Here is a 23,574-nt window from a genome sequence, read left to right on the forward strand (position 1 = left end):
GCGACGGAGCTTCGCAAGCAAGCCAGCGATTCGGGCGGAGCCAAACCGCCGGAGCGCCTGGCCCAATGGTGGATACATCCGGAAACGAAACCATGAGACAAAAAAAGAACAAATCCGGATAAAGATTGCTTTTCAGATATTTGACCCCTCTTGCCAAACGAGAACAAAAAAGGTACAAATAGGGCAGGGATTACGGATTGTCCGGCCTTCATTGACGACCAAGGGGTGATGTATCATGGCTCAGAATACTTTGCGGCTTGTAGAGGACAAAGCGGTGGACAAATCAAAGGCTCTGGACGCGGCGCTGTCGCAAATCGAGCGCGCCTTCGGCAAGGGCTCGATCATGCGGCTGGGCGCCAACGAGCAGGTCGTCGAGATTGAAACCGTGCCGACCGGATCGCTTGGCCTCGACATCGCGCTTGGCGTCGGTGGCCTGCCGCGCGGCCGCATTGTCGAGATCTACGGGCCGGAAAGCTCGGGCAAGACGACACTGGCGCTGCACACAGTTGCCGAAGCCCAGAAGAAGGGCGGTATCTGCGCCTTCGTCGATGCCGAGCATGCGCTCGACCCGGTCTATGCCCGCAAGCTCGGCGTGGACCTCGAAAACCTGCTGATCTCGCAGCCCGACACCGGCGAGCAGGCGCTGGAAATTTGCGACACGCTGGTGCGTTCCGGCGCCATCGACGTTCTGGTGGTCGATTCGGTGGCCGCCCTGACGCCGCGCGCTGAAATCGAGGGCGAGATGGGCGATTCGCTGCCCGGTCTCCAGGCTCGTCTGATGAGCCAGGCGCTGCGCAAGCTGACCGCCTCGATCTCGCGCTCCAACACCATGGTCATCTTCATCAACCAGATCCGCATGAAGATCGGCGTCATGTTCGGTTCGCCGGAAACCACGACCGGCGGCAACGCGCTGAAATTCTACGCTTCGGTGCGCCTCGACATCCGCCGCATCGGCTCGGTCAAGGACCGCGACGAGGTCGTCGGCAACCAGACCCGCGTCAAGGTCGTCAAGAACAAGCTGGCGCCGCCCTTCAAGGTGGTCGAGTTCGACATCATGTATGGCGAGGGCGTGTCCAAGACCGGCGAGCTGGTCGACCTCGGCGTCAAGGCCGGCGTGGTCGAGAAGTCGGGCGCGTGGTTCTCCTACAATTCGCAGCGTCTCGGCCAAGGTCGTGAAAACGCCAAACTGTTCCTGCGCGACAATCCCGACACGGCGCGCGAGATCGAACTGGCACTGCGGCAGAATGCCGGGCTGATTGCCGAGAAGTTTCTCGAGAATGGCGGCCCCGAGCGCGGCGAAAGCGACGACGGCTTCGAGGAAGAATCCGGTGCCATGTAGGGTACGGCCAGAGTTCGGCCATAAATCCGGTCTATTACCCGATGCTTAAGTAACCGAGTTCTTTAGTATTGCGTTTCAAACCGCCGGCCTTCGCGCCGGCGGTTTTCGTTTTTGGGCAGCGTGAAGCCGGCTTGGCAGTTGCCGGATTGGCCCAATTCCGTGTTTCTGGACAGGGTGGGGCGTGCCCGCTAAAAGGCCAAGTCAATCTTCTAAAAAGCAGAGACCAGTGTCCGCCGGCCGTGCCGGCGGTTTTCGCGAAAAGGCAGCAGTCATGAGTGGCGTGAACGAGATCCGGTCGACATTCCTCGACTATTTCCGCAAGGAGGGCCACGAGGTCGTGGCCTCGAGCCCGCTGGTGCCGCGCAACGACCCGACGCTGATGTTCACCAATGCCGGCATGGTGCAGTTCAAGAACGTCTTCACCGGCCTGGAGAAGCGGTCCTATTCGCGCGCCACCACCGCGCAGAAAAGCGTGCGCGCCGGCGGCAAGCACAACGACCTCGACAATGTCGGCTACACCGCGCGCCATCTGACCTTCTTCGAAATGCTCGGCAATTTCTCCTTCGGCGACTATTTCAAGGAGCGCGCCATCGAACTGGCCTGGAACCTGATCACCAAGGAGTTCGGGCTGAACAAGGACAAGCTGCTGGTCACCGTCTATCACACCGATGACGAGGCGGCCGGCTTCTGGAAGAAGATCGCCGGTTTCTCCGATGACCGCATCATCCGCATCCCGACCTCCGACAATTTCTGGGCTATGGGCGACACCGGACCGTGCGGGCCGTGCTCGGAAATCTTCATCGACCGTGGCGAGCACATCTGGGGCGGCCCTCCCGGCAGCCCGGAGGAGGATGGCGACCGCTTCCTTGAATTCTGGAACCTGGTGTTCATGCAATATGAGCAGGTCACCAAGGATGAGCGCATCGACCTGCCGCGGCCGTCGATCGACACCGGCATGGGCCTGGAGCGCATGGCCTCCATCCTGCAAGGGGTGGAGAGCGTCTTCGAGACCGACCTGTTCCGTCATCTGATCGATGCGGCCTCGTCAGCGCTCGGGCAGGGCCCGGACAAGGAGACGGTCGCCTCCTTCCGCGTCATTGCCGATCATCTGCGCTCGTCCTCCTTCCTGGTTGCCGACGGCGTGCTGCCGTCGAACGAAGGCCGCGGCTATGTGCTGCGCCGCATCATGCGCCGCGCCATGCGCCATGCGCAGTTGCTCGGCGCCAAGGAGCCGTTGATGTGGAAGCTGGTGCCGGCGCTAGTGCGTGAGATGGGCCAGGCCTATCCCGAACTGCTGCGCGGCGAACAGCTGATTACCGAGACGCTGAAGCTCGAGGAGACCAGGTTCCGCAAGACGCTGGTGCGCGGCCTCGGCCTGCTCTCGGAGGCGACAGATACGCTGCACGCCGGCGATATGCTGGATGGCGAGACGGCGTTCAAGCTCTATGACACGTACGGCTTCCCGCTCGATCTGACGCAGGACGCACTGCGCCAGCGCAACATCTCGGTCGACCTTGCCGGCTTCACCCATGCGATGGAGCAGCAGAAGGCCGAAGCGCGCAAGCATTGGGCTGGCTCCGGCGACGCGGCCACCGAGACCATCTGGTTTTCTGTACGCGAGAAGGCCGGCGCCACCGAATTCCTCGGCTACGAGACCGAACAGGCGGAAGGCCTCATCCAGGCCCTGGTCAAGGACGGCAAGACAGTCGATAGCGCCGGCAAGGGCGACGCGGTGGCGGTGGTCGTCAACCAGACGCCGTTCTATGGCGAGTCGGGCGGCCAGATGGGCGACACCGGCATCATCTCCGGCGAAGGTTTCTCGATCGAGGTTTCCGACACGCAGAAAAAGGCCGACGGCCTGTTCGTGCATCTGGGCAAGGTGACGAACGGCACGGTCAAGCCAGGTGCAGCCGTCGAGCTGAAGGTTGACCATGCGCGCCGCACCCGGCTGCGTGCCAACCATTCGGCAACGCATCTGATCCATGAGGCGCTGCGCGAGGTGCTGGGCACCCATGTCGCGCAGAAAGGTTCGCTGGTCGCGCCCGAGCGCCTGCGCTTCGACATCTCGCACAACAAGCCGATCTCGGCCGAAGATCTCGAAGAGGTCGAGCGCATGGCCAACGAAATCGTCGTCCAGAACAGCCCGGTGACGACGCGCCTGATGTCGGTCGATGACGCCATTGCCGAGGGCGCCATGGCGCTGTTCGGCGAGAAATATGGTGACGAGGTGCGTGTCGTCTCGATGGGCACCGGCGTGCATGGCGCCAAGGCCAATAGACCCTATTCCGTCGAACTTTGTGGCGGCACCCATGTCCGGGCGACCGGCGATATCGGCCTGGTCCGTGTCGTCTCCGACAGCGCGGTCGCCGCCGGCGTGCGCCGCATCGAGGCGCTGACCGGCGAAGCCGCGCGCAAACATCTCGATGAGCAGGACAGGCGCCTGAAGGCAACTGCGGCCGTGCTGAAGATCTCGCCGGCCGACGTGCCGGCGCGTGTCGAGACGCTGCTCGAGGAGCGCAAGAAGCTCGAGAAGGAGCTGAGCGAAGCGCGCAAGAAACTCGCGCTGGGCGGTGGTGCCGCGGCCGATGCTCCGGCCACCACCGAAACCGTCGCCGGTATCGGCTTCCTCGGCAAAGCGGTTTCCGGCGTGTCGCCGAAGGATTTGAAGCCGCTGGCCGATGCCGGCAAGACATCGCTCGGCTCCGGCGTCGTCGTCTTCGTCGGTGCGGGCGAAGACAACAAGGCAAGCGTCGTGGTCGCCGTGACGGACGATCTCGTCGGCCGCTTCAGCGCTGTCGATCTGGTGCGCGTTGCCTCGGCCGCATTGGGCGGGCAGGGCGGCGGCGGACGGCCCGACATGGCGCAAGCCGGCGGTCCGGACGCCTCGAAGGCCAATGATGCGATCGCCGCGGTGAGGGCGGCGCTGGAGGCAGCCTGAAAGCCACCCTATGTCGTATCTGGTTCGTGTGCGGCTTTCCGGCCTTCGCCGCCGTGCTTGCCATTCTGTGGCTGATAGTGGCAAGCCGGCAATCAGCTCTTAGACGGTCCGTCTAGCTAGTCTAGTTCTTTTCGCCGCCTTCAGGGCGCGCGTCATTCTGCTGGAATCGCCCCAGGTGGACAGCCAGATCAGCACGTCCGTGGCGATCGAAATCAGCGACCGTAAAAAGTTCAGCGCCGGGCCGGGCGATTTCAGCTGCTCTTCGGCGTGATGGAGATGGGCGAGCTCTTCCTCGCGGATCGCCAGGATGATGCCTTGCAAGTCGTGGTCGCGATTGGCGAGGAAAAACAGCTGATCGTCCAGATGGCGATGCACCGCCGCTTCAACCGCCGCCGTGCAGGCCCAGATGCCTTGCGGACCGAGCAGGGCGGTGACAGAACCCAGCAGCCAGCCACCCCAGCTCCAGAATTGCATCACCCGGCACGGTCGCGCCTTCCGCGCCGGCATGGCGGCACGGAAGGCGGCGCAATGCGTGCGCTCGTGCCCGAGCATCTCCGACAAGGATGGCACGCAATCCGGCCAGAAGCGCCTGGCGACAAGAATCTGCGCCGAATAGATCCTGATCGCACCGAACTCACCGGCGTGGTTGACCCTGACAATTCTGGCGATGGTGAGCGCGTCCTGGCGAGATGGGTCAGCCATGGCCCGAACCCATATCAGCCCGCCGCCAGGCTCGGACGTTTTGCGATGCCGTCCCACCAGGCCTGGATGTCGGCGAACGCCGCAAGCAGCTTTTGCCCGTCGGCGACCTTGACGAAATAGGCGATGATGGATGCCGCATGCAGGTCGGCCAGCGTCAGCTGGTCGCCGAGCAGCCACGGCCCGGGAGGCTTGAGTGCGGTGAGCACCCGCAGCACCGTTTCCGCCTGGCGCAGCCCGTTGGCGACCAGTGCCTCGTCTGGCGCTTCCTTCTCAAGCCGCTCGACGGCGACGTCCCAGACCATCGATCTGTAGGCATAGGCGTCGAGCATGCCGATGATCTGGTTCATCGTTGCGCGGGTGCGGGCGTCTTTTGGCTGCAGTGCCGGGCCGTCGAACGCCTCGTCGACATAGCGGGCGATTGCGCTGGTTTCGAACAGGCGAAACCCGTCATGCTCGACGGCCGGAATGCGGCCGAAAGGGTGATGCTCGAAGTACCAGGCGGGAGTGCCCTCGGCGGCAAAGACATCGACCGGCACAAGGTCGTAGTCGATGCCTTTTTCCGCCAGCACGAGGCGGACGATGCGCACATAGACGCTGTAGTCCGCCCCGTAGACGACCGGCTTGGCCATGGCTGCCGGCTTACGCCATCGCCTTCTGCAAATTCTCGTCGATCTTGTCGAGGAAGCCGGTGGTCGACAGCCATGGTTGGTCGGGACCGATCAAGAGCGACAGGTCCTTGGTCATGAAGCCGCTCTCAACCGTCTGGATGCAGACCTTCTCCAGCGTGTCGGCAAACCGCTTCAACTCGGCATTGTCGTCGAGCTTGGCGCGGTGGGCGAGGCCACGCGTCCAGGCGAAGATCGAGGCGATCGAATTGGTCGAGGTTTCCTCGCCCTTCTGGTGCTGGCGATAGTGGCGCGTCACTGTGCCGTGCGCGGCCTCCGCTTCCACCGTCTTGCCGTCCGGCGTCATCAGCACGGAGGTCATCAGGCCGAGCGAGCCAAAACCTTGCGCCACCGTGTCGGACTGGACGTCGCCGTCATAATTCTTGCAGGCCCAGACATAGCCGCCAGACCATTTCAGGGCGGAGGCCACCATGTCGTCGATCAGCCGGTGCTCGTACCACAGCTTCTTCGCCTTGAACTCGGCCTCGAATTCAGCCTCGTAGACCTCCTGGAAAATGTCCTTGAAGCGGCCGTCATAGGCTTTGAGGATGGTGTTCTTGGTCGAGAGATAAACCGGATAATTGCGCAGCAGGCCGTAATTCAACGAGGCGCGGGCGAATTCGCGGATGGAGTCGTCGAGATTGTACATCGCCATGGCAACACCGGCGCCGGGTGCGTCGTATACGTCGTGCTCGATCACCTTGCCGTCCTCGCCGACGAACTTGATGGTCAGCTTGCCCTTGCCGGGGAAGCGGAAGTCGGTGGCGCGATACTGGTCGCCGAAAGCATGACGGCCGACGATGATCGGCTTGGTCCATCCCGGCACCAGACGCGGCACGTTCTTCATGATGATCGGTTCGCGGAAAATGGTGCCGCCGAGAATGTTACGGATGGTGCCGTTCGGCGACTTCCACATCTTCTTCAGCTTGAATTCCTCTACGCGCTGCTCGTCGGGCGTGATCGTCGCGCATTTCACGCCGACGCCCCATTTCTTGATGGCATTGGCCGAATCGATGGTCACCTGGTCGTTGGTGGCGTCGCGGTGCTCGACGCCGAGGTCGTAATATTCGAGCTTCAGGTCGAGATAAGGGTGGATCAGCTTGTCCTTGATGAACTGCCAGATGATGCGGGTCATCTCGTCGCCGTCGAGCTCGACGACCGGGTTCGCCACCTTGATCTTCGCCATGAAAAGAATGCCTCGCTTTTGGGGAACAAAACGGCCTCGCCCGCATGGCTTCGGCCGGGTATGCGGAGCGTATATCAAAGCCTATTTGGCCGCGCAAACGACCATCCGTGCAGAATGGGTCGTCTGTGCCGCGACCGGTGTTTGCAAAAGCTTCATTTTGCCGAGCGGATGTGGCAGGGAACGCTGAAATGCCGCAAACAGCAGTTCATTGAGATCATGTCCGCCGTCGATCATCCTGAAAACGCATCCGCCGCCGCGCCGGCGATCATCCTGGTCGAGCCGCAGCTCGGCGAGAATATCGGCATGGTTGCGCGCGCCATGGCCAATTTCGGCCTTGCCGAGTTGCGTCTCGTCAATCCGCGTGACGGCTGGCCGAGCGAGAAGGCGCGCGCCGCCGCCAGCCGCGCCGACCATGTCATCGATGCCGTAACAGTGTTCGGCGACCTGGCGTCCGCCGTCGCCGACCTCAACTTCGTCTTCGCCACCACGGCGCGCGAGCGCGACGGCTTCAAACCCGTGCGTGGTCCGGTCGAGGCGGGCAGGGCGCTCAGGGCGCGTCAGATAGCCGGCCTGCGCACCGGCATCTTGTTCGGCCGCGAGCGTTTTGGGCTCTACAATGACGAGGTCGGGCTGGCCGACGAGATCGTCACCTTCCCGGTCGATCCCGGCTTTTCGTCGCTCAACATCGCCCAGGCCGTGCTGTTGATGTCCTATGAATGGATGAAATCCGGCCTGGAGGACGAGACGGCGACTAATTTCTCCAGTCCTGAAATGAAGCCGGCGAGCAAGGAAGAGTTGCACGGCCTGTTTGCCTATCTCGAAGGCGCGCTCGAAGCGCGCGGTTATTTCCGCCCGGCGCCCAAGAAACCCAAGATGGTCGACAATCTGCGCGCCGTCTTGACGCGCGCCGGTTTCGCCGAGCCGGAACTGAAAGTGCTGCGTGGCATCATCTCGTCGCTCGACCGGTTTTCGCCGGCCATGCCGCGCGGTGACGGCTCGCCGGGAGACGATCCAAGGCGTTTGCCGGCCGCTGCGCGAAAACGCCAGGCAGACAAAGAAGATTAGAAATCGCTAAGCTTCGAACGGCTGAAGTAACCGAATTTTATTTGCCTCTCGTCCATTGTTGTCAAAACGGTGTGGTGGCAAATGTTCACGTCCAAAATCGGCCGTATGCGCTTCTTCTTCTATTCGCTCGGCGTAGCCCTGCTCGAGGCCATTCTTGCTGTGCTGTACATCGTTGGCACGATCGGCTTTGAGGGGCTGGTCAACTCGGCGCCCGGTCCATCGCGGCAAGGCATGGCAGGCGCGGTTCTGATAGTTTCCCTCCTGGCTGTGGTCATGCGTGCCAACATCGCCTGGCGACGCAGCCGCGACGCCAACGGCAAAGCCTGGATCCTGTGGTCCTACATCGTGTTCTGCGCCATCTACGCCTTTCTGCAGGCAGGCACGCTGCTGGTCATCGATTTCAACAATCCGGAAAGCACGTCCAGCGGTTTGAACCTGCTTGCGCTGTCGATCTTTGGCCTTTGGTGCACGATCCTGGTGGCTAAGCCGGTGGCGGGCATCAATATCGACGAACTGACATCGGTTTTCGATTTCGATGGCGATACGCCCATGCCTGGGGGATCCGGCCGGATGGCCAGCAGCACGGCACAGTCTTCCATGCGCAACGCCACACCGGCCACGCGCTCGGTGCCGTCCGCCCAGCCTATGGGCCGCCCGCGGCCCGCCGGCTTCGGCAAGCGCGGGCTCTAGGCCGAGGCAAGGTCGTCTTCGCCGGCTTTGCATAGAACTTGCTGACATTCGCCACTTCAAGACCATGATGGTTGCAGATAGAAGAACGGCATTGGCCAATGACCGCCAAGCCTTCTGATCCAGCCTCTTTCATGGTCCGATATCAATGAGCCACCGTCCGATCCTGATGTTCGATTCCGGCGTTGGCGGATTGACCGTGCTGCGCGAAGCGCGCGTGCTGATGCCCGACCGGCGCTTCGTCTACGTCGCCGATGACAAGGCCTTTCCCTACGGCGCGTGGGAAGAGCCGGCGCTGCAGGCCCATATAGTCGAGCTCTTCGCCAAGCTGCTCGACCGTTTTGATCCGGAAATTTCGGTCGTCGCCTGCAATACCGCTTCGACGCTGGTGATCGATGCGTTGCGGGAAAAATTCCCTGACCATCCCTTTGTCGGCACGGTGCCGGCAATCAAGCCGGCGGCCGAGCGCACCCGGTCCGGGCTGGTCTCGGTGCTGGCGACGCCGGGCACGGTGAAGCGCCAGTACACGCGCGACCTGATCGGCAAATGGGCGCAGAAATGCCATGTCCGGCTGGTCGGCAGCAACAATCTCGCCGGACTGGCCGAGGCCTACATGCGCGAGGGCTTTGTCGACGAGGAGGCCGTGCGTGCCGAGATCGCACCGTGTTTCGTCCAGCATGACGATTTGCGCACGGACATCGTCGTGCTCGCCTGCACGCACTATCCGTTTCTGGCCAATCGCATGCGCAAGACCGCGCCCTGGCCGGTCGACTGGATCGACCCGGCCGAAGCGATTGCGCGGCGTGCTCTGTCGCTGCTTCCGGCTGTCGACGGACCATTGCCGCAAAGCGAGCCCGACATCGCCGTCTTTACCTCGGGAAAGGCGGATTTCGCCATCAGCCGGCTGATGCAGGGTTTTGGATTGAGCGCGCGCTAATGCATGTCGCCCAAAAGTGCGCAGCGGTTTTGGGACAACGACATGCATAAAACGAAAAACTAAAGCGCGTCGCCGACGCGCTTTAGGCAGGCTCGAAGACAATGACGCGTCGATCCGGATCGGCCGAAACAAGCCTTAGCGTCAGGCCATCGCCCTGCCTGAACCCTGAGGCCTTCACATTCGCAACGACAGGCATGTCCGAGAGCTGAACGCGCACACGCCGATCACCGACGTCGGTGACGACGGCCTTGAATGTTTCACCCATGCGCCCCCTCAGCATCACCGCCTCGGCAAGGTCGATGGCCGCGTGGTTGATCTGCGAGGCGCGGGCGCCTGCGCGGCCCATCACCTTCGGCAGTCTGGAAAACGCCTCGGTAACGGCTTGCGGCACCGGCTGGCCGTTGACGATGGCCAGCACGCATCGCACGACATAGCGATCGGCCAGCCGCCTCAGGGGTGCGGTGGCGTGGGCATAGGTCGCGGCCATCGCCTCGTGCCAGGGGACAACGCCTTCTTCATAGGGCTGGTAGGACGCACCGGAGCCGGCGCGGCGGATTTCCAGCATCAGCGCTGCCTGTTGCATGTTGGCAGGATCGAGGGTTCGCTGATAGTCGGGCAGGCTGGTCGAAGGAGGCCAGGACAGGCCTAAGGCCCGTGCCGCGCTGCGCAGTCTTTGCACTTTGGAAGCATCGGGCGGCGCCATCACCCGAAACAAGCCGGTCCGGTGTGCCAGCATGGCGTCGGCAATCGCCATGTTGGCGGCCAGCGAAAGTGCTGCGTTGTCTTGCTCGGATTGCAGCAGCGGTCTGAACGCAAGCTGGAATGTGCCATCGGCAAGCTGTTCCACCTCCTGCTCGGGCGGGTCGACGCGCGAAGCGCCGCGACGGTCTTCGGCCGCCGCCATGCGCCGCGCGATTTCGGCGAAGCCGACTGGGACGTCGGCGGCCTGCACGCTGTCATAGGCGAGCTTGGCGCGGCTTTGAATGATTGCCCGCTCCGCGCCATCCAGCCTTACCGCTCCGTCGTCGGCGATCCGGACCGTGAAGATGACAGCCGGACGCGGACCGCCGGGCAGCAAGCTCGCGGCGCCCTCGGCAATGACCCGGGGATAGAGCCCGGCCTTGCCGTCCGGCAAATACAGGGTTTCGCCCCGCGCCCAGGCTTCGCGATCCACCGCGTCGCCGTCTGCGACGAACCAGGCTACGTCGGCGATGGCATAGTGCAACAGAAGGTCGCTACCGCTCGCTTCGATCGAAAACGCTTGGTCAAGATCGGTGGAAGCCGCGGGATCGAGCGTCACGAAGGGCATCGCCGTGCGGTCGGCATGCTGGTCGGGCACGCACCTGGCCGCCGTCTGTGCCATGACCACTACATCAGGGGGAAATCCCTCCGGCACATGGAACTCGGTGCGGATTTTCGCGAGGCCGGTGGCGAGTGCCTGCGAGGGATCGTTCAACGATTTCATGGCGCCGTCCTACACCGGCGTTGCGGGCACGGGAAGGTGGTTTTGCCGGCAGTGCCGGCCGACCATGGGCAGGCATGAGCGCGGAACGGAAGTTGACCGCCAGCGCTGGAACCGTCGCCGGAGCGCAACGTTTCCTCCTCTGGCAAAGGAGGAGCCGATATGCCTGCAACCTCAAAAGCACAGCAAAAGGCCGCTGGCGCAGCCCTGTCGGCCAAGCGCGGCGAGACCAGGAAGAGCGAACTTCAAGGCGCGTCGAAGTCGATGTACAATTCGATGAGCGAAAAGCAGCTCGAGGAATTCGCAGAGACCAAGCGCAAAGGCCTGCCGGAGAAGAAATCGGCAGACTGAAACATTGAACCGAGTCGATAAACAAAGCCCGTGGCCGAAACCACGGGCTTCTTCGATTCAGGCCAAGCCCGAAACTCCTGGCGTCACCAGCAGCGCTTCACCTTGTAGCGGATGACCTTCTTGTGGCCATGCCGCCAGATGACCTTCTTCTTCACCACGACATGGCAGGTCTGACGATGCTTGTGGCCCTGCCAGTGCTTGGCCATCGCTGGCTCGGGCACGGCGATCGACATCGTCCCGGCCATGACGGCTGCACCGACCAACGAGAGGAAAAACTTCTTCATGCGACTTCGGGCTCCTTTGGCTCCAGTCCCTTCCTAAATGCCGTCGGCGCAACAACCTCCCGCCGCATCCGGCACGGCACTCAACGCCAAAAGACGTGATATGGTTGCCGGGCCCAGCGCCAGCGACGCGCTTGACTCTGCTCAAATCTCCGTTTATCGAGCGCACCAACACCGGGCCGCAATGCCCGGTTGTTTCTTTTGCATGGCAAGCCCGGGAAAGCAGGTTTATCGTTTCCTGGGTTTTGTCTAGACTGACGTGTCCCGTGGGTTTTCCGCCGCGTTGCGTGGGAAAACCCTGTCAGGCCTCGAAAACGGAGGCCAGAGGAGGGCGCGTTTCCTTCACCCGGACCATGAGGCTCCGGGTGGTTTGTTTTGAAAGGGAATGCGATGAGCAAGCGCGAATCCGCGAAGTACAAGATCGACCGCCGTCTCGGCGAAAACATCTGGGGCCGCCCGAAGTCCCCGGTCAACAAGCGTGAATACGGCCCCGGCCAGCACGGCCAGCGCCGCAAGGGCAAGCTTTCCGATTTCGGCCTGCAGCTGCGCGCCAAGCAGAAGCTGAAGGGTCACTATGGTGATGTCTCCGAAAAGCAGTTCCGCAAAGTCTATGAAGAGGCTGATCGCCGCAAGGGCGACACCTCCGAGAACCTGATCGGCCTGCTCGAGTCGCGTCTCGACGCGGTCGTCTACCGCTCCAAGTTCGTGCCGACCATTTTCGCGGCTCGCCAGTTCGTCAACCACGGCCACGTCAACGTCAACGGCAAGCGCGTCAACATCGGGTCGTACCGTTGCAAGCCGGGCGATGTCGTCGAAGTGCGGGAAAAGTCGAAGCAGCTGGTCATCGTGCTGGAAGCGGTCGGCCTCGCCGAGCGCGACGTGCCGGACTATATCGAAGTCGATCACAACAAGATGGTCGCGACCTTCTCGCGCATCCCCGGCCTGGCCGATGTTCCGTTCGCCGTGCAGATGGAGCCGAACCTGGTCGTCGAATTCTATTCGCGCTAAGCGATCGCTTTTCTGCGATACTGGAAAGGGCCGCCCGTCGAGGCGGCCTTTTCTTTGTCGGCCATGTCCGCTAATCCGGCACTCTCGGCTATGGAAAGCGACAAGCCATGAACATGCTGGCAGACATCGAAACAGTTGAACCGATTGCTGAAGGCGGCTTCCATCCGCTGTTTGCCGACGTGCCGTCTTCCGTCGAGTTCAACAAACTGCGCAAGCGGCTGTTGCGGTTGACCCGTCAGGCGGTCGAGGATTTCGCCATGGCGAGGCCCGGCGACCGCTGGCTGGTGGCCTTGTCCGGCGGCAAGGATTCCTACGGGCTGCTGGCCGTGCTGCTCGATCTCAAATGGCGCGGGCTGCTGCCGGTCGAGCTGCTGGCCTGCAATCTCGACCAGGGCCAGCCGAACTTTCCGAAGCACATTTTGCCCGACTACCTCGATGCGCATGGCATTGCCCATCGCATCGAGTATCAGGACACCTATTCGGTGGTCACCGACAAGCTGCCTCAGGGCAGCACCTATTGTTCGCTGTGCTCGCGGCTGCGGCGCGGCCATCTCTATCGCATCGCGCGCGAGGAGGGCTGTTCGGCGCTGGTGCTCGGCCACCACCGCGAGGACATTCTCGAAACCTTCTTCATGAATCTAATCCATGGCGGCCGCCTTGCCGCCATGCCGCCAAAGCTGCTCAACGACGACGGCGACGTCATGGTGCTGCGGCCGCTGAGCTACTGCGCCGAGGTCGATCTGGAAAAATTCGCCGCCGCGATGAAATTCCCGATCATTCCCTGCGATCTCTGCGGCAGCCAGGAAGGCCTGCAGCGCAACGCCATGAAGGCGATGCTGGACGATATGGAAAAGCGCATGCCGGGCCGCAAGGATACGATGCTGCGCGCGCTGTCCAACACCAGGCCGTCGCATCTGCTCGACAGAAAGCTGTTCGACTTTGCCGCCCTCAATGGCAGCCTCAGCACAGGACAAGACATTTCCGATGATATTTGACGACCAAGCGATCGACTGGCTGGCCGAGCTTCTCGCCGATGCAGCCAAGGCCGAAATCATGCCACGCTTTCGCCGGCTGGGCGAGGGCGACATCAGACAGAAGACCTCGGCTGCCGACCTGGTGACCGAGGCCGACATCAACGCCGAGCGGCTGATCACGGCCAGGCTGCGCGAGCGCTATCCCACGGCGATGATCGTCGGCGAGGAAGCCTGTTCCGACAATCCGGCGCTGCTTCAGGGGCTCGGTGATGCCGACCTCGCCTTCGTCGTCGACCCGGTCGACGGCACCTTCAACTTCGCCTCCGGCGTGCCGCTCTTCGGCGTCATGCTGAGCGTCGTCGTCAAGGGCGAAACCGTCGCCGGTATCATCCATGACCCCGTAGGCCGGGACTGGCTGATCGGCGCCAAGGGCGCCGGCAGCCATATCCGCCATGCGCATGGCGCGCTGGAGACGGTGCATGTCGCCGATGCCGTGCCGATCTCGCAGATGACCGGCTCCGTCTCCTGGCAATATCTGGCGGAACCGCAACGCTCGCTCTTGGCGCGCAACCAGACCAAGACCCTATCGCAGTTCGGCTATCGCTGCGCGGCACATGAATACCGTCTTCTGGCCAGCGGCCATGCCCATTTCGTCGTCTACAACAAACTGATGCCGTGGGACCATCTGGTCGGTGTGCTGATCCACGCCGAGGCCGGCGGCTACACCGCGCGGATCGACGGCAGCGCCTATCTGCCCTCGCATATCGACGGCGGCATTCTTGTCGCCCCGGACAAGGAAAGCTGGCAGGAGTTGCGCAGGGAACTCTGGGCGCAATAATCGGTCCAACTGCTGGTAGAGGCTTTCGTCAAGTATATTGGCTCTGTTATAGTGTCCAATCTCTCGCGAAGTCGGAAGCTGCGAAATGAAACATCGGTCCGCAATTGTTGCAACGGCGCTTGCACTTGCCTTGGCCGCCGCTGGCGCCACTGAGGCAAGATCGCAGGAACGCGCGTGCGGCAGTCGCGATCCCGTCGATACCATAGACGAGATGTTTTCCGCGATCTTTGCCTGTTGGCAGCCGCCGCCTGGAAGTGCTGGCATGACCCTGACGCTGAGTTTCTCAATTCGCAAAAACGGCACGCTGGTGGGCAAACCGCGCGCCACTTTCTCCCATATGGGAGATGATGCCTCGCTCAACCGGGTCTTTGTGTCATCCGTGCTCGAAGCTCTCGACAAGGCTCTGCCGATGCCTCTTTCGGACAGCATGGGTGGCGCCATCGCAGGGCGCCCGCTGTTCCCTCGTTTCACGGCAGTGATTGGCGGCGCATCCTGAAACGCGTCGCTTGAAGGTGGCTGCGGTCTGAGACAAATAAAACTCGTAGCGCAGAACAGTTGCTCAATGCAGGTCGGTGACGTGCCCTGAAATGGGTGGGTTGTGCGGCTGGAACATCTTGCCGCGCTCGGCGATCAGGATCATCAGCAGGGCCGCGACCGAGACGCTGCAGAAGCCGGCGGCAAGCGGCGTCACCGTGCCGTTGAAGGCCTGGCCGATCAGCGTGCCGAGGATGCCGCCGAGAAAAGTCTGCATGAAGCCCAGGATGGACGACGCGGTGCCCGCCAGTTGGCCGAGCGGCTCCATCGCGAGCGCGTTGAAATTGGCGCCGAGCGCGCCGAACGGGAGCATCGCGCTGGCGAAGAAGGTGATGAACAGCCAGAGTGGCATCTTCATTTGAAGCGAAACGGTGAGCCAGGCAAGGCTGATCACCAGGAACAACAGCAGTGCGCTCTGCGACAGGCGGCGCATGCCGATGCGGCCGACCAGGCGCGAGTTGAGGTAGTTCGAAAAAGCGAGAACGCCGGCGACACCCGCGAAGATGACAGGAAACAATTCGCCGACATGAAAAATGTCGACATAGATCTGCTGTGCGGAGGCGATGAAGCCGAACATGGCGGCGAAAATGAAGGTGCTGGCAAAGGCGTAGCAAAGCGCCATGCGGTTGGTGAGCACGATGCGGAAACCACCGACGACGGATGAGACTGTCAGCGGCCGGCGGTACTCCGGATGCAGCGTCTCCGGCAGCCGCAGCAGCGACCACGCCGACACGATCAGCGCTCCGACGGCCATGGTGACGAAGATCCAGTGCCATGTTGCGAACAGCATGATGAACTGGCCGATCCCAGGCGCGATCACCGGGATGGCCATGAACACCATGAAGATCAGAGACATCACCTCGGCCATGCGCCGACCGTCGAACGTGTCGCGCACGATCGAGACGGCGATGACGCGGGTCGCCGCCGCACCGATGCCTTGCACCAGCCGGCACAGCAGTAGGACGGCGAATGACGGGGCGATGGCGGCAGCTGCCGCCGCCACGACATAAATCGCCAGCCCGGCAACGAGCGGCGCGCGGCGCCCGAACCGGTCCGAGATCGGTCCGAAGAAAAGCTGTCCGCCACCGAAGCCCAATATATAGGCGGTGATCACATACTGGCGGTGGTTTTCATTCTCAACGCCAAGCGTGGCGCCGATTTGCTGCAGTGCCGGCAGCATGATGTCGATGGCCAGCGAGTTCAACGCCATCAGTGCCGCGCACAGCGCGATGAATTCCCAGCGCGGAATAGGCAATTTGCGTGCCTGTTGCGGCGCTTTTGCTGGCTGGTCCACGGCGGGTCCGATCTTCAAAACGAATATGCGCCGGCATGCCGGCGCATAACTTCGTCCTCACTCCGATAGGGGGAGGTAACATTTTGCCGGGGCGGGGCTGCCCCGTCTCAACTCAGAATCAGGCTGTCGCTTTGACGCTGACGCCCTTGTCGACGAGCAACGTCTGCAGCTCGCCCGCCTGGAACATTTCGCGGATGATGTCGCAGCCGCCGACGAATTCGCCCTTGACGTAAAGCTGCGGGATCGTCGGCCAGTTCGAATATTCCTTGATGCCTTGGCGCAGTTCGGCCGAGGTCAGCACGTCGACGCCCTTATAGTCGGCTCCGATGTAATCGAGGATCTGGACGACCTGGCCGGAAAAGCCGCACTGCGGAAAACCGGGCGTGCCCTTCATGAAAAGGACGACGTCGTTGCCCTTCACTTCGCTGTCGATGTAGTCGTTGATGCCGCTCATGAGATATCCTTTCACGCCTGTGGGAGTCAGGCTCGAAGCATAGCCATCAAATAAACCCATAGATGGGCCGAAACAAGATGTTTGCGCCGCCGTCGCGGAAATGGCGCAAAGGATCGCCTGTCTTGGGCCAAGCATCCGACCCGATTGCAGCCTTCGGAACATGATGAGAAGACGATATGGCGCCGCCCTTCCGATCGCCATCCTGCTGGCGGCGATTGCCGTTGTGTGGTGGCCGAGACGCCCGGAGCCGCCGCCGCTGGTCATTGGCGGTGACCTGCCCGCGCCTTGCCGGAATGTCGCCTTCGAGGCGGTGACCTATGTCGTCTGCGAGATCGATCTTCGCGCCGACAGCATCGGTGTTTTCCACGCCGGCGCCGATGGCAAGCCTTTTGGTTCGCTCGAAGCCTTCGACAAGGCGGTTGCGGGCGAGGGGAGGCCGGTGCTGCTCGCCATGAATGGCGGCATGTATCACGAGGATTTGTCGCCGGTCGGCCTGCTGGTCGAGAACGGCAGCGAAAAGTCGCCGCTCAACCTTGCCGATAGCGAAGGCAATTCTTCCTGAAGCCGAACGGCGTCTTTCTGGTCGGCAAGGACGGCAAGGCGGCTGTCATGGAAAGCAACGCCTATGCCGCCGCCAAACCCGATGTCGCCTTCGCCACGCAGTCGGGCCCGATGCTGGTGATCGATGGCCAGATTCATCCACGCTTCGAGCCGAACGGAACCTCGCGCTACGTCCGCAACGGCGTCGGCGTGCGCGATGAAAACACCGTTTTGCTGGCGATCTCGCGGTCTGAGGTAAGTTTCGGCAGCTTTGCGCGGCTGTTTCGCGACGCGCTACAATGCCGCAACGCGCTGTTCCTCGACGGCGCGGTCTCCGCGCTGTCGGATGGCGACAGGATGATTGTCGGCGGAAGATATCCGGCAGGGCCGATCATTGCCGTGTTGGCAAGCCAGCCGCCGACGCGCTAGGCCAGCCTGGCGTCAGTCCGGCACACTGGTCTGCAACGCCAGCGCGTGCAGCACGCCGCCCATATTGCCCTTCAGCGCATCATAGACCATCTGGTGCTGCTGGACGCGGCTCTTTCCGCGGAAGCTTTCGGCCACCACTTCGGCTGCATAGTGATCGCCGTCACCGGCGAGGTCGCGGATCGTCACCTTGGCGTCCGGAATGCCGTCCTTGATCAGTTTTTCGATGTCGTGGGCATCCATTGCCATGGCAAAATCCTGTTCTGGGCGGCTAGGCACGAGTGACTCGGACGGCAGCCTAAAGCCTTTCTGGTCCGGGTTGAAGCCGTTCTGTCGGGACGCAGTGTCTAAGGGCCATCCTGCCGCGGGTGAACCACACCATCTTCTGTAATGTCGTCGCGGGTCGAGAACCCCCGGCCAAGGCTGAACACCAGGACATAGAGCGGGATGTTGAGAGCCAGGGTGATAATCGGGAGATAGCTGGTCATCTGCCACAAGGGCGAAAAGAATGGTTGGCCATAGCCGTCGCAGATCAGCGATGACCCGTATTCCCACAGCGCGCCGGTAATGACCGCAATGGCAAAGAGCTTGATGCAGGTGGCGACATGCCTTGCGCGCGCCGGGTTCGGCAAAAGGCGGCTCCACAGCACCAGGCAGACGATGGGGATCGCATAGATCAGACTTTGCAAGGCCAGCATCTGCAGTGTGCCATTGGCCGCCTCAATGAACTGGTCACGCCTTTCCAGCAGCGGACAGACCTCGCTCGAGGTCGTCGACAGCAGGAAAAAGACGAACGGCCCGAGGAACCAGAAGAAGAACAGCGACGGCCAGAAGACGACTGCGATCAGCGTCCGGGCTGCCAGGCTGGTCAAATGGACTTGTCCATGAAGTTCGGGAACCAGCCTTCGTGGGCGGCGGTCAATTCGCTGACCGGGATCGCCCTGGCATCGCCGAGCTTCAGTTCGTTTCCACCGGTCGAGCCGATCCATGGCGCAAAGATGCCGAGCTTGCTCTGTTCCTCGCGGATGGCGTCCCATTTCTTGCTCTGCGGATCGACGGACAGCGTCAGGAGGTAGCGGCCCTGGTCTTCGCCGAACCAGACCGGGATCGGGTCGGTGCCGGCGAGCCCCGGAATTGTGGCGCCGATGCCGGACGCGATCGCCATTTCGGCCAGGGCTATCGCCAAGCCGCCATCGGAAAGGTCATGGGCCGCGGTCACGACGCCCGACGCGATCAGCGCGCGCACATGGTCGCCGACGCGCTTTTCGTGCGCGAGGTCGACGTGTGGCGGCGGCCCGTCGGTCCGACCGTGAATGTCTCTGAAATAGGCGGACTGGCCAAGATGGCTGCCCCAGCTTGCGGGTGCGCCGACCAGCAGGATCATCTGGCCCTCGGTGGCGAAGCCGATACGGGTCATCTTCGACCAGTCGGCGATCAGCCCGACGCCGCCGATGGTCGGCGTCGGCAGGATGCCTTGGCCATTGGTTTCATTGTAGAGCGAGACATTGCCCGACACGATCGGGAAGCCGAGCGCGCGGCAGGCATCGCCAATGCCTTTCACCGCGCCGACCAGTTGGCCCATGATCTCGGGCCGTTCCGGATTGCCGAAATTGAGGTTGTCGGTGGCCGCCAGCGGCAGCGCGCCGGTGGCGGTCAGGTTGCGCCAGCATTCGGCCACCGCCTGCTTGCCGCCTTCGTACGGGTCGGCCTCGCAATAGCGCGGCGTCACGTCGGAGGAGAAGGCGAGCGCCTTGGTCGGATGGCCTTCGACGCGCACCACGCCGGCGTCGCCGCCGGGAAGCTGCAGCGAATTGCCCTGGATCAGCGTGTCGTATTGCTCCCATACCCATCGCCGCGACGACAGGTCCGGCCCGCCGAGCAGTTTCAGCAGCGCGTCGGCGACATCGGCCTTCGGCGCATCGCCGGCGGCAAGCGCCGCAGGTTTCTTCGGCTCGACCCAGGGGCGGTCATATTCCGGCGCCTTGTCGCCAAGGTCCTTGATCGGCAGGTTGGCGACCTCGTCACCCTGGTGAATGACGCGGAAGCGCAGATCGTCGGTGGTCTTGCCGACAATGGCGAAGTCGAGGCCCCATTTGTGGAAGATCGCCTCGGCTTCCTTTTCCTTCTCGGGGCGCAGCACCATCAGCATGCGCTCCTGGCTCTCCGACAGCATCATCTCATAGGCGCTCATGCGCTCTTCGCGCACCGGCACCTGGTCGAGGTGAAGCTCGATGCCGAGGTCGCCCTTGGCACCCATCTCGACCGCCGAACAGGTGAGGCCGGCCGCACCCATGTCCTGGATGGCGATGACGGCGCCGGACGCCATCAGCTCAAGGCAGGCTTCGAGCAGGCATTTTTCGGTGAAGGGATCGCCGACCTGCACGGTCGGGCGCTTCTCGTCGATCTTGTCGTCGAACTCGGCCGAGGCCATCGTGGCGCCGCCGACGCCGTCGCGGCCGGTCTTGGCGCCGAGATAGACGACCGGCAGGCCGACGCCCTTGGCTTCCGACAGGAAGATCGCATCGGTCTTGGCGAGGCCCGCGGCAAAGGCGTTGACCAGGATGTTGCCATTGTAGCGGGCGTCGAAATTGACCTCGCCGCCGACCGTCGGCACGCCGAACGCATTGCCGTAGCCGCCGACGCCGGAAACCACGCCGCTGACAAGGTGCCTGGTCTTGGGATGGTCCGGTGCGCCGAAGCGCAGCGCGTTCATCGCCGCAATCGGCCGCGCGCCCATGGTGAAGACATCGCGCAATATGCCGCCGACGCCGGTCGCCGCACCCTGGTAAGGCTCGATGTAGGAGGGATGGTTGTGGCTCTCCATCTTGAAGACGACGCAGTCGCCGTCGCCGATGTCGACCACGCCGGCATTCTCGCCCGGACCCTGGATGACCTGCGGCCCTGTGGTCGGCAGCGTGCGCAACCATTTCTTCGAGGATTTGTAAGAGCAGTGCTCATTCCACATCGCCGAGAAGATGCCGAGTTCGGTAAAGCTCGGTTCGCGCCCGACCAGGTCGAGGATGCGCTGGTATTCGTCGGGCTTCAGCCCATGCGCGGCGATGAGTTCCGGGGTGATCGGCACGGAATTGGAAATGGTCATGGGCGGCGATTGATGTCCATGGGAGAGGGGAATTTGAGTCCCCTCATATCGCAAGCTTCGGCGTGATACACCCCATTGGATGACGAAAAACGCCGGAAAACCACAGGGCGACGATGGTAGCGGGGAGCCGCTGGGGAACGCTATGGCATCCCGGCCGTTAGGCCTCAAACCAATCAGGAGATTTCGACATGGCCACCAAGCAAGGCAAGAAAGACAATCGCCTCTCCGACAAGGAGGCCATGCATATTGCCGAGACCACCGACGTTTCGCCCAAGCAGGCCAAGGACCTGGCCGAGAAGCACGGCAAGGACAAGGGCGCGAAGGAAGCCAAAAACTTCAAGGCAGAGGGCTGAACCTGAAGATCGGGATACAGGAGGACCGAGTCAGGACGAACTGTCGTAGCCGGCGCGGCCTTCCTCCAGCAGCCGCCGGATCACCGCGACGCCGCCGGTGATGTCCTCGCGCCGCCTTGGCTGCGAGACGCCGAAACGCACGCCGTGAAAAACCTGCTCGGAACGCCCCGCCTTGAACTCGTCCTCGTCGTCGAGGAGCACGCCATTTTCGAGGCATGCGCTCCTGAACGTGCCGGACAGCCAGGGATCGGGCAGCGTCAGCCAGACGAAGGGCACGCTGCCGTGTGACTTGAAGGCGAAACCCGCCAGTGTCTCGCGCACGATGGCGATGCGGGCGGCAATTTCGGCAATGCTGCGTTTGCGGATATCGCCAGCCTGCCCTGACAGCACCAGCCGCGCATTCACCTCCGCCAGCAGGAACGGCATCCCGCCGGTCATCATCTTGTGGGCGACGCGGATGCGATGGCGATAGGCGGGCGGGCAGGAGAGCCAGCCGCCGCGAACACCTGCCGCGACCGATTTCGACAGACCGCCGGCGACAATGGTGCGCTCGGGTGCATATTCGGCGATGAGCGGCGTCGGATCTTCGGTCAGGCCGCCATAGAGATCGTCCTCGATGACGATGACATTGTACGCGCGCGCGACACGAGCGATCGCCTCGCGGCGCGAAACCGACAGGATCGCCAGCGTCGGGTTCTGCACCGTCGGCATCAGGAAGATCATCTTCGGGTGCTTTTGCGCGCAGACGCGTTCGAAATCCTCGGGATCGAGGCCTTCTTCGTCCGATGCCACCAGTGCTATGCGCCGCCCGATCAGCCCGGCGCTGCGGGCGATCTGCGAATAGGTGAGGTGCTCGAAGGCGACATAGTCGCCCGGTGTGGTCAGTGCCGCAATCGCCGCCATCACCGCGGCATGTGTGCCAAGCGTGGGAACGATGGTGTCGGCCGCCGGACGGAACGAATTGCGCGACAGCCAGCGGGCGCCGGCCTCGAACCAGCGCTCCGGAAAATCCCTGGTGTAGCTCGAAATCTCGTGCGGGTGATCCTGCACCGTGCGCGAGAGCATGTCAGCGACAATGGCGCCCTGGCCGATGTCGGGCGCGGCAGTGCTGTCGAAACGCAGCTTGCCGGGCGGCGCATCGACATAGCGCGTGCCTTGCACGGCAGGCTCGGCGAATTCGGGTGACGCTTCCGATTGCTGCGCCAGCACATAGGTCCCGCGTCCGACTTCGCCGCTCACCAGCCCGCGTTCGCGCAGCAGCTGATAGGCTCGGCCGATCGTGCCGACCGTCGTGCCGATATCATAGGCGAGATCGCGCTGCGGCGGCAATTTTGCCCCGGCATCGATGACGCCCTTGTCGATGTCCGACTCGATGCTGTCGGCAAGGCGCTGGTAAAGCGGGCCGGAACCGATGGTGAGGTCAGGGAGCCAATTTGTCATGGTGACAATTCTGTATATTGCACCAGATCGGGTGTCAATGCATATCAGAACCGTACTAAGATGGGTACAATTTGCAAGGTTGGCAGAAAGACAATGGATACAATCGAGACAATCCGCTGCGCGGGCATTGAATTGGTCGGGCCGCGCCCGTCCAGCCGGCGAGGCTTTGTCGGCCGGATCGTGCATGTAGTCAGATCGCTGGCGCGATGGATCGACGTGCTGATCGAGCGCCGTCGCGGCCGCCTGGCTTTGCTCGAAATGACCGACGAGCAGCTCAGGGACATCGGTGTGTCGCGTGACGACGCTCACCGCGAAGGCATCAGGCGAATCTGGGACTAACTTGTAGTCTGGTCAGCGGCGTGTGCCCGGAGCCCTGAGGCGTGAGACGCCCTTATCGGCAAGCACGGCGAGGATGCACAGCACCAGGAAAACACCGGTGACGGCCAGCGCCGCAAGGGCGACGTTGGCCGCGCCGTTTTTCGCAACGTCGAGGAACGGGTAGGGCACTTCGCCTGCGATCGGTGCGCGCGCCAGCGCATAGGCGAGATAGGCGATCGGATAGGCCATCCACCACGAAATGTCGCTCCAGCGTGTCCTGCCGTCAGCGCCTGCAACAAGCCACCACAGCACGAACAGCACCGGCGTCACATAGTGCAGCAGCACGTCACAGAGCAGGAACAGCCCCTGCGGCTGCCAGAGCTGCGCCAGAACTGTCGCGTAGACGATGAAGACCAGGGCGATGGAAGCCGCCACGCCCGCCCGCATCCGCGGCCCGGCAAAGGCCGGCAGCCAGGCGTAGCCCGAAGGCGACAGCAGCGAGACATGGACCAGCACTGCACCGATGTTGGTCAGGATGGTGAAGAAGCTGAACAGAAAGACGATGGAGCCGAGAAAACTGCGGCCGGCTTCCATCGATGCCGGGATGGTGATGCACGCTTGCAGGACAAGCCCGGCCAGACCGATGATCAATCCCGCAAACTGCAGGAAGCGGCCCATGGCG

At 62.8% G+C, this 23,574-nt stretch carries 27 protein-coding genes; 14 read left to right on the forward strand and 13 right to left on the reverse strand.

Going from position 1 to position 23,574, the window contains the following annotated elements; translation table 11 throughout:
- Nucleotides 1-235 precede the first annotated feature (235 nt).
- Nucleotides 236-1,339, forward strand: a complete 1,104-nt coding sequence (gene recA / locus NKK50_RS13120; RefSeq protein WP_023684868.1) for a recombinase RecA — start codon at nt 236-238, stop codon at nt 1,337-1,339.
- 271 nt (nt 1,340-1,610) lie between these two features.
- A complete protein-coding gene (gene alaS, locus NKK50_RS13125) occupies nt 1,611-4,277 on the forward strand; it encodes an alanine--tRNA ligase (protein ID WP_286461055.1) in 2,667 nt (888 codons plus the stop codon).
- A 99-nt stretch (nt 4,278-4,376) separates the two neighbouring features.
- Here alaS and NKK50_RS13130 read toward each other — a convergent pair whose 3' ends face one another.
- The 4 genes from NKK50_RS13130 to NKK50_RS13145 all read right to left on the reverse strand — a co-directional run bounded on the left by NKK50_RS13130 (nt 4,377) and on the right by NKK50_RS13145 (nt 7,064).
- The gene (locus NKK50_RS13130) at nt 4,377-4,979 is read right to left on the reverse strand and encodes a demethoxyubiquinone hydroxylase family protein (RefSeq protein ID WP_023684870.1); all 603 of its coding nucleotides are present in this window, start codon (nt 4,977-4,979) and stop codon (nt 4,377-4,379) included.
- Between the two features lie 14 nt (nt 4,980-4,993).
- Nucleotides 4,994-5,608 (reverse strand): glutathione S-transferase family protein, encoded by a 615-nt coding sequence (locus NKK50_RS13135; protein WP_023684871.1) that lies wholly within the window; start codon nt 5,606-5,608, stop codon nt 4,994-4,996.
- A gap of 10 nt (nt 5,609-5,618) precedes the next feature.
- Nucleotides 5,619-6,830 carry an NADP-dependent isocitrate dehydrogenase gene (locus tag NKK50_RS13140; protein ID WP_023669114.1) on the reverse strand — a complete coding sequence of 404 codons (1,212 nt, stop codon included), beginning with the start codon at nt 6,828-6,830 and terminating at the stop codon, nt 5,619-5,621.
- Nucleotides 6,831-6,911: 81 nt separating this feature from the next.
- Nucleotides 6,912-7,064, reverse strand: a complete 153-nt coding sequence (locus tag NKK50_RS13145; protein WP_023756448.1) for a hypothetical protein — start codon at nt 7,062-7,064, stop codon at nt 6,912-6,914.
- Between NKK50_RS13145 and NKK50_RS13150 the strand changes: the two genes are divergently transcribed.
- The 3 genes from NKK50_RS13150 (at nt 7,047) to murI (ending at nt 9,519) form a co-directional block, all read left to right on the forward strand.
- Nucleotides 7,047-7,895, forward strand: a complete 849-nt coding sequence (locus NKK50_RS13150) for an RNA methyltransferase (protein WP_023716001.1) — start codon at nt 7,047-7,049, stop codon at nt 7,893-7,895. The two genes, NKK50_RS13145 and NKK50_RS13150, sit on opposite strands and share 18 nt — an antisense overlap.
- 81 nt (nt 7,896-7,976) lie before the next feature.
- A complete protein-coding gene (locus NKK50_RS13155) occupies nt 7,977-8,585 on the forward strand; it encodes a DUF805 domain-containing protein (RefSeq protein ID WP_023834172.1) in 609 nt (202 codons plus the stop codon).
- Nucleotides 8,586-8,730: 145 nt separating this feature from the next.
- A complete protein-coding gene (murI, locus tag NKK50_RS13160) occupies nt 8,731-9,519 on the forward strand; it encodes a glutamate racemase (RefSeq protein WP_352500032.1) in 789 nt (262 codons plus the stop codon).
- Between the two features lie 82 nt (nt 9,520-9,601).
- Here murI and NKK50_RS13165 read toward each other — a convergent pair whose 3' ends face one another.
- Nucleotides 9,602-10,984 carry an RNB domain-containing ribonuclease gene (locus tag NKK50_RS13165; protein ID WP_023834171.1) on the reverse strand — a complete coding sequence of 461 codons (1,383 nt, stop codon included), beginning with the start codon at nt 10,982-10,984 and terminating at the stop codon, nt 9,602-9,604.
- A gap of 159 nt (nt 10,985-11,143) precedes the next feature.
- On the opposite strand from NKK50_RS13165, the gene NKK50_RS13170 reads away from it, so the two are divergent.
- On the forward strand, nt 11,144-11,332 hold the full coding sequence (locus tag NKK50_RS13170) for a DUF3008 family protein (protein WP_023684876.1): 189 nt from the start codon (nt 11,144-11,146) through the stop codon (nt 11,330-11,332).
- Between the two features lie 83 nt (nt 11,333-11,415).
- Here the strand turns inward: NKK50_RS13170 and NKK50_RS13175 are convergent, their stop codons facing one another.
- On the reverse strand, nt 11,416-11,616 hold the full coding sequence (locus NKK50_RS13175) for a hypothetical protein (RefSeq protein ID WP_023684877.1): 201 nt from the start codon (nt 11,614-11,616) through the stop codon (nt 11,416-11,418).
- Between the two features lie 387 nt (nt 11,617-12,003).
- Between NKK50_RS13175 and rpsD the strand changes: the two genes are divergently transcribed.
- From rpsD to NKK50_RS13195, 4 genes are all read left to right on the forward strand, one after another.
- Nucleotides 12,004-12,621 (forward strand): 30S ribosomal protein S4, encoded by a 618-nt coding sequence (gene rpsD / locus NKK50_RS13180; RefSeq protein WP_023669107.1) that lies wholly within the window; start codon nt 12,004-12,006, stop codon nt 12,619-12,621.
- Nucleotides 12,622-12,728: 107 nt separating this feature from the next.
- Nucleotides 12,729-13,616, forward strand: a complete 888-nt coding sequence (gene ttcA / locus NKK50_RS13185; protein WP_023739392.1) for a tRNA 2-thiocytidine(32) synthetase TtcA — start codon at nt 12,729-12,731, stop codon at nt 13,614-13,616.
- Nucleotides 13,606-14,433, forward strand: coding sequence for an inositol monophosphatase family protein (locus NKK50_RS13190; protein WP_023726924.1), 828 nt, complete (start codon nt 13,606-13,608; stop codon nt 14,431-14,433). The genes ttcA and NKK50_RS13190 overlap by 11 nt, the downstream gene beginning before the upstream one ends.
- A gap of 85 nt (nt 14,434-14,518) precedes the next feature.
- Nucleotides 14,519-14,929 carry a UCP034077 family protein gene (locus NKK50_RS13195; RefSeq protein ID WP_352543535.1) on the forward strand — a complete coding sequence of 137 codons (411 nt, stop codon included), beginning with the start codon at nt 14,519-14,521 and terminating at the stop codon, nt 14,927-14,929.
- A 63-nt stretch (nt 14,930-14,992) separates the two neighbouring features.
- Here NKK50_RS13195 and NKK50_RS13200 read toward each other — a convergent pair whose 3' ends face one another.
- Nucleotides 14,993-16,261 (reverse strand): multidrug effflux MFS transporter, encoded by a 1,269-nt coding sequence (locus NKK50_RS13200; protein ID WP_023684881.1) that lies wholly within the window; start codon nt 16,259-16,261, stop codon nt 14,993-14,995.
- Between the two features lie 118 nt (nt 16,262-16,379).
- The gene (grxD, locus tag NKK50_RS13205; RefSeq protein ID WP_023669102.1) at nt 16,380-16,715 is read right to left on the reverse strand and encodes a Grx4 family monothiol glutaredoxin; all 336 of its coding nucleotides are present in this window, start codon (nt 16,713-16,715) and stop codon (nt 16,380-16,382) included.
- 160 nt (nt 16,716-16,875) lie between these two features.
- On the opposite strand from grxD, the gene NKK50_RS13210 reads away from it, so the two are divergent.
- Both NKK50_RS13210 and NKK50_RS13215 read left to right on the forward strand, forming a co-directional pair.
- Nucleotides 16,876-17,277 carry a hypothetical protein gene (locus NKK50_RS13210; protein WP_352543536.1) on the forward strand — a complete coding sequence of 134 codons (402 nt, stop codon included), beginning with the start codon at nt 16,876-16,878 and terminating at the stop codon, nt 17,275-17,277.
- A gap of 47 nt (nt 17,278-17,324) precedes the next feature.
- The gene (locus NKK50_RS13215; RefSeq protein WP_352543537.1) at nt 17,325-17,684 is read left to right on the forward strand and encodes a phosphodiester glycosidase family protein; all 360 of its coding nucleotides are present in this window, start codon (nt 17,325-17,327) and stop codon (nt 17,682-17,684) included.
- Nucleotides 17,685-17,696: 12 nt separating this feature from the next.
- Here NKK50_RS13215 and NKK50_RS13220 read toward each other — a convergent pair whose 3' ends face one another.
- The 3 genes from NKK50_RS13220 to purL form a co-directional block, all read right to left on the reverse strand.
- Complete coding sequence (locus tag NKK50_RS13220) at nt 17,697-17,930, reverse strand: BolA/IbaG family iron-sulfur metabolism protein (protein WP_010909092.1); 234 nt, start codon at nt 17,928-17,930, stop codon at nt 17,697-17,699.
- 98 nt (nt 17,931-18,028) lie between these two features.
- Nucleotides 18,029-18,553, reverse strand: coding sequence for a hypothetical protein (locus NKK50_RS13225; protein ID WP_352543538.1), 525 nt, complete (start codon nt 18,551-18,553; stop codon nt 18,029-18,031).
- Complete coding sequence (gene purL, locus NKK50_RS13230; protein WP_352543539.1) at nt 18,550-20,781, reverse strand: phosphoribosylformylglycinamidine synthase subunit PurL; 2,232 nt, start codon at nt 20,779-20,781, stop codon at nt 18,550-18,552. Before purL ends, NKK50_RS13225 begins: the two co-directional genes overlap by 4 nt.
- 188 nt (nt 20,782-20,969) lie before the next feature.
- Here purL and NKK50_RS13235 point away from each other — a divergent pair, with 188 nt between their 5' ends.
- The gene (locus NKK50_RS13235) at nt 20,970-21,134 is read left to right on the forward strand and encodes a hypothetical protein (RefSeq protein ID WP_023669098.1); all 165 of its coding nucleotides are present in this window, start codon (nt 20,970-20,972) and stop codon (nt 21,132-21,134) included.
- A gap of 30 nt (nt 21,135-21,164) precedes the next feature.
- Here the strand turns inward: NKK50_RS13235 and NKK50_RS13240 are convergent, their stop codons facing one another.
- Nucleotides 21,165-22,574, reverse strand: a complete 1,410-nt coding sequence (locus NKK50_RS13240) for an aminotransferase-like domain-containing protein (RefSeq protein ID WP_023736517.1) — start codon at nt 22,572-22,574, stop codon at nt 21,165-21,167.
- Nucleotides 22,575-22,667: 93 nt separating this feature from the next.
- On the opposite strand from NKK50_RS13240, the gene NKK50_RS13245 reads away from it, so the two are divergent.
- Nucleotides 22,668-22,913, forward strand: a complete 246-nt coding sequence (locus tag NKK50_RS13245; RefSeq protein ID WP_023739389.1) for a DUF1127 domain-containing protein — start codon at nt 22,668-22,670, stop codon at nt 22,911-22,913.
- Between the two features lie 12 nt (nt 22,914-22,925).
- Here the strand turns inward: NKK50_RS13245 and NKK50_RS13250 are convergent, their stop codons facing one another.
- Nucleotides 22,926-23,570, reverse strand: coding sequence for a Pr6Pr family membrane protein (locus NKK50_RS13250; protein ID WP_023684887.1), 645 nt, complete (start codon nt 23,568-23,570; stop codon nt 22,926-22,928).
- Nucleotides 23,571-23,574 lie beyond the last annotated feature (4 nt).

The sequence above is a fragment of the Mesorhizobium sp. M0001 genome, from assembly GCF_040324255.1.
Classification (GTDB): domain Bacteria; phylum Pseudomonadota; class Alphaproteobacteria; order Rhizobiales; family Rhizobiaceae; genus Mesorhizobium.

Bases quoted from the DNA above. Each gene is read 5' to 3' on its own strand.
- purL (WP_352543539.1), bottom strand. From the start codon at position 20,781: ATGACCATTTCCAATTCCGTGCCGATCACCCCGGAACTCATCGCCGCG.
- NKK50_RS13145 (WP_023756448.1), bottom strand. From the start codon at position 7,064: ATGATCGACGGCGGACATGATCTCAATGAACTGCTGTTTGCGGCATTT.
- ttcA (WP_023739392.1), top strand. From the start codon at position 12,729: ATGAACATGCTGGCAGACATCGAAACAGTTGAACCGATTGCTGAAGGC.
- NKK50_RS13155 (WP_023834172.1), top strand. From the start codon at position 7,977: ATGTTCACGTCCAAAATCGGCCGTATGCGCTTCTTCTTCTATTCGCTC.
- NKK50_RS13190 (WP_023726924.1), top strand. From the start codon at position 13,606: ATGATATTTGACGACCAAGCGATCGACTGGCTGGCCGAGCTTCTCGCC.
- NKK50_RS13175 (WP_023684877.1), bottom strand. From the start codon at position 11,616: ATGAAGAAGTTTTTCCTCTCGTTGGTCGGTGCAGCCGTCATGGCCGGG.
- NKK50_RS13135 (WP_023684871.1), bottom strand. From the start codon at position 5,608: ATGGCCAAGCCGGTCGTCTACGGGGCGGACTACAGCGTCTATGTGCGC.
- NKK50_RS13215 (WP_352543537.1), top strand. From the start codon at position 17,325: ATGGAAAGCAACGCCTATGCCGCCGCCAAACCCGATGTCGCCTTCGCC.
- rpsD (WP_023669107.1), top strand. From the start codon at position 12,004: ATGAGCAAGCGCGAATCCGCGAAGTACAAGATCGACCGCCGTCTCGGC.
- NKK50_RS13165 (WP_023834171.1), bottom strand. From the start codon at position 10,984: ATGAAATCGTTGAACGATCCCTCGCAGGCACTCGCCACCGGCCTCGCG.
- NKK50_RS13210 (WP_352543536.1), top strand. From the start codon at position 16,876: ATGATGAGAAGACGATATGGCGCCGCCCTTCCGATCGCCATCCTGCTG.
- murI (WP_352500032.1), top strand. From the start codon at position 8,731: ATGAGCCACCGTCCGATCCTGATGTTCGATTCCGGCGTTGGCGGATTG.
- NKK50_RS13235 (WP_023669098.1), top strand. From the start codon at position 20,970: ATGGCCACCAAGCAAGGCAAGAAAGACAATCGCCTCTCCGACAAGGAG.
- NKK50_RS13195 (WP_352543535.1), top strand. From the start codon at position 14,519: ATGAAACATCGGTCCGCAATTGTTGCAACGGCGCTTGCACTTGCCTTG.
- NKK50_RS13130 (WP_023684870.1), bottom strand. From the start codon at position 4,979: ATGGCTGACCCATCTCGCCAGGACGCGCTCACCATCGCCAGAATTGTC.
- NKK50_RS13240 (WP_023736517.1), bottom strand. From the start codon at position 22,574: ATGACAAATTGGCTCCCTGACCTCACCATCGGTTCCGGCCCGCTTTAC.
- NKK50_RS13220 (WP_010909092.1), bottom strand. From the start codon at position 17,930: ATGGCAATGGATGCCCACGACATCGAAAAACTGATCAAGGACGGCATT.
- alaS (WP_286461055.1), top strand. From the start codon at position 1,611: ATGAGTGGCGTGAACGAGATCCGGTCGACATTCCTCGACTATTTCCGC.
- recA (WP_023684868.1), top strand. From the start codon at position 236: ATGGCTCAGAATACTTTGCGGCTTGTAGAGGACAAAGCGGTGGACAAA.
- NKK50_RS13250 (WP_023684887.1), bottom strand. From the start codon at position 23,570: ATGGGCCGCTTCCTGCAGTTTGCGGGATTGATCATCGGTCTGGCCGGG.
- NKK50_RS13170 (WP_023684876.1), top strand. From the start codon at position 11,144: ATGCCTGCAACCTCAAAAGCACAGCAAAAGGCCGCTGGCGCAGCCCTG.
- NKK50_RS13150 (WP_023716001.1), top strand. From the start codon at position 7,047: ATGTCCGCCGTCGATCATCCTGAAAACGCATCCGCCGCCGCGCCGGCG.
- NKK50_RS13140 (WP_023669114.1), bottom strand. From the start codon at position 6,830: ATGGCGAAGATCAAGGTGGCGAACCCGGTCGTCGAGCTCGACGGCGAC.
- NKK50_RS13245 (WP_023739389.1), top strand. From the start codon at position 22,668: ATGGATACAATCGAGACAATCCGCTGCGCGGGCATTGAATTGGTCGGG.
- grxD (WP_023669102.1), bottom strand. From the start codon at position 16,715: ATGAGCGGCATCAACGACTACATCGACAGCGAAGTGAAGGGCAACGAC.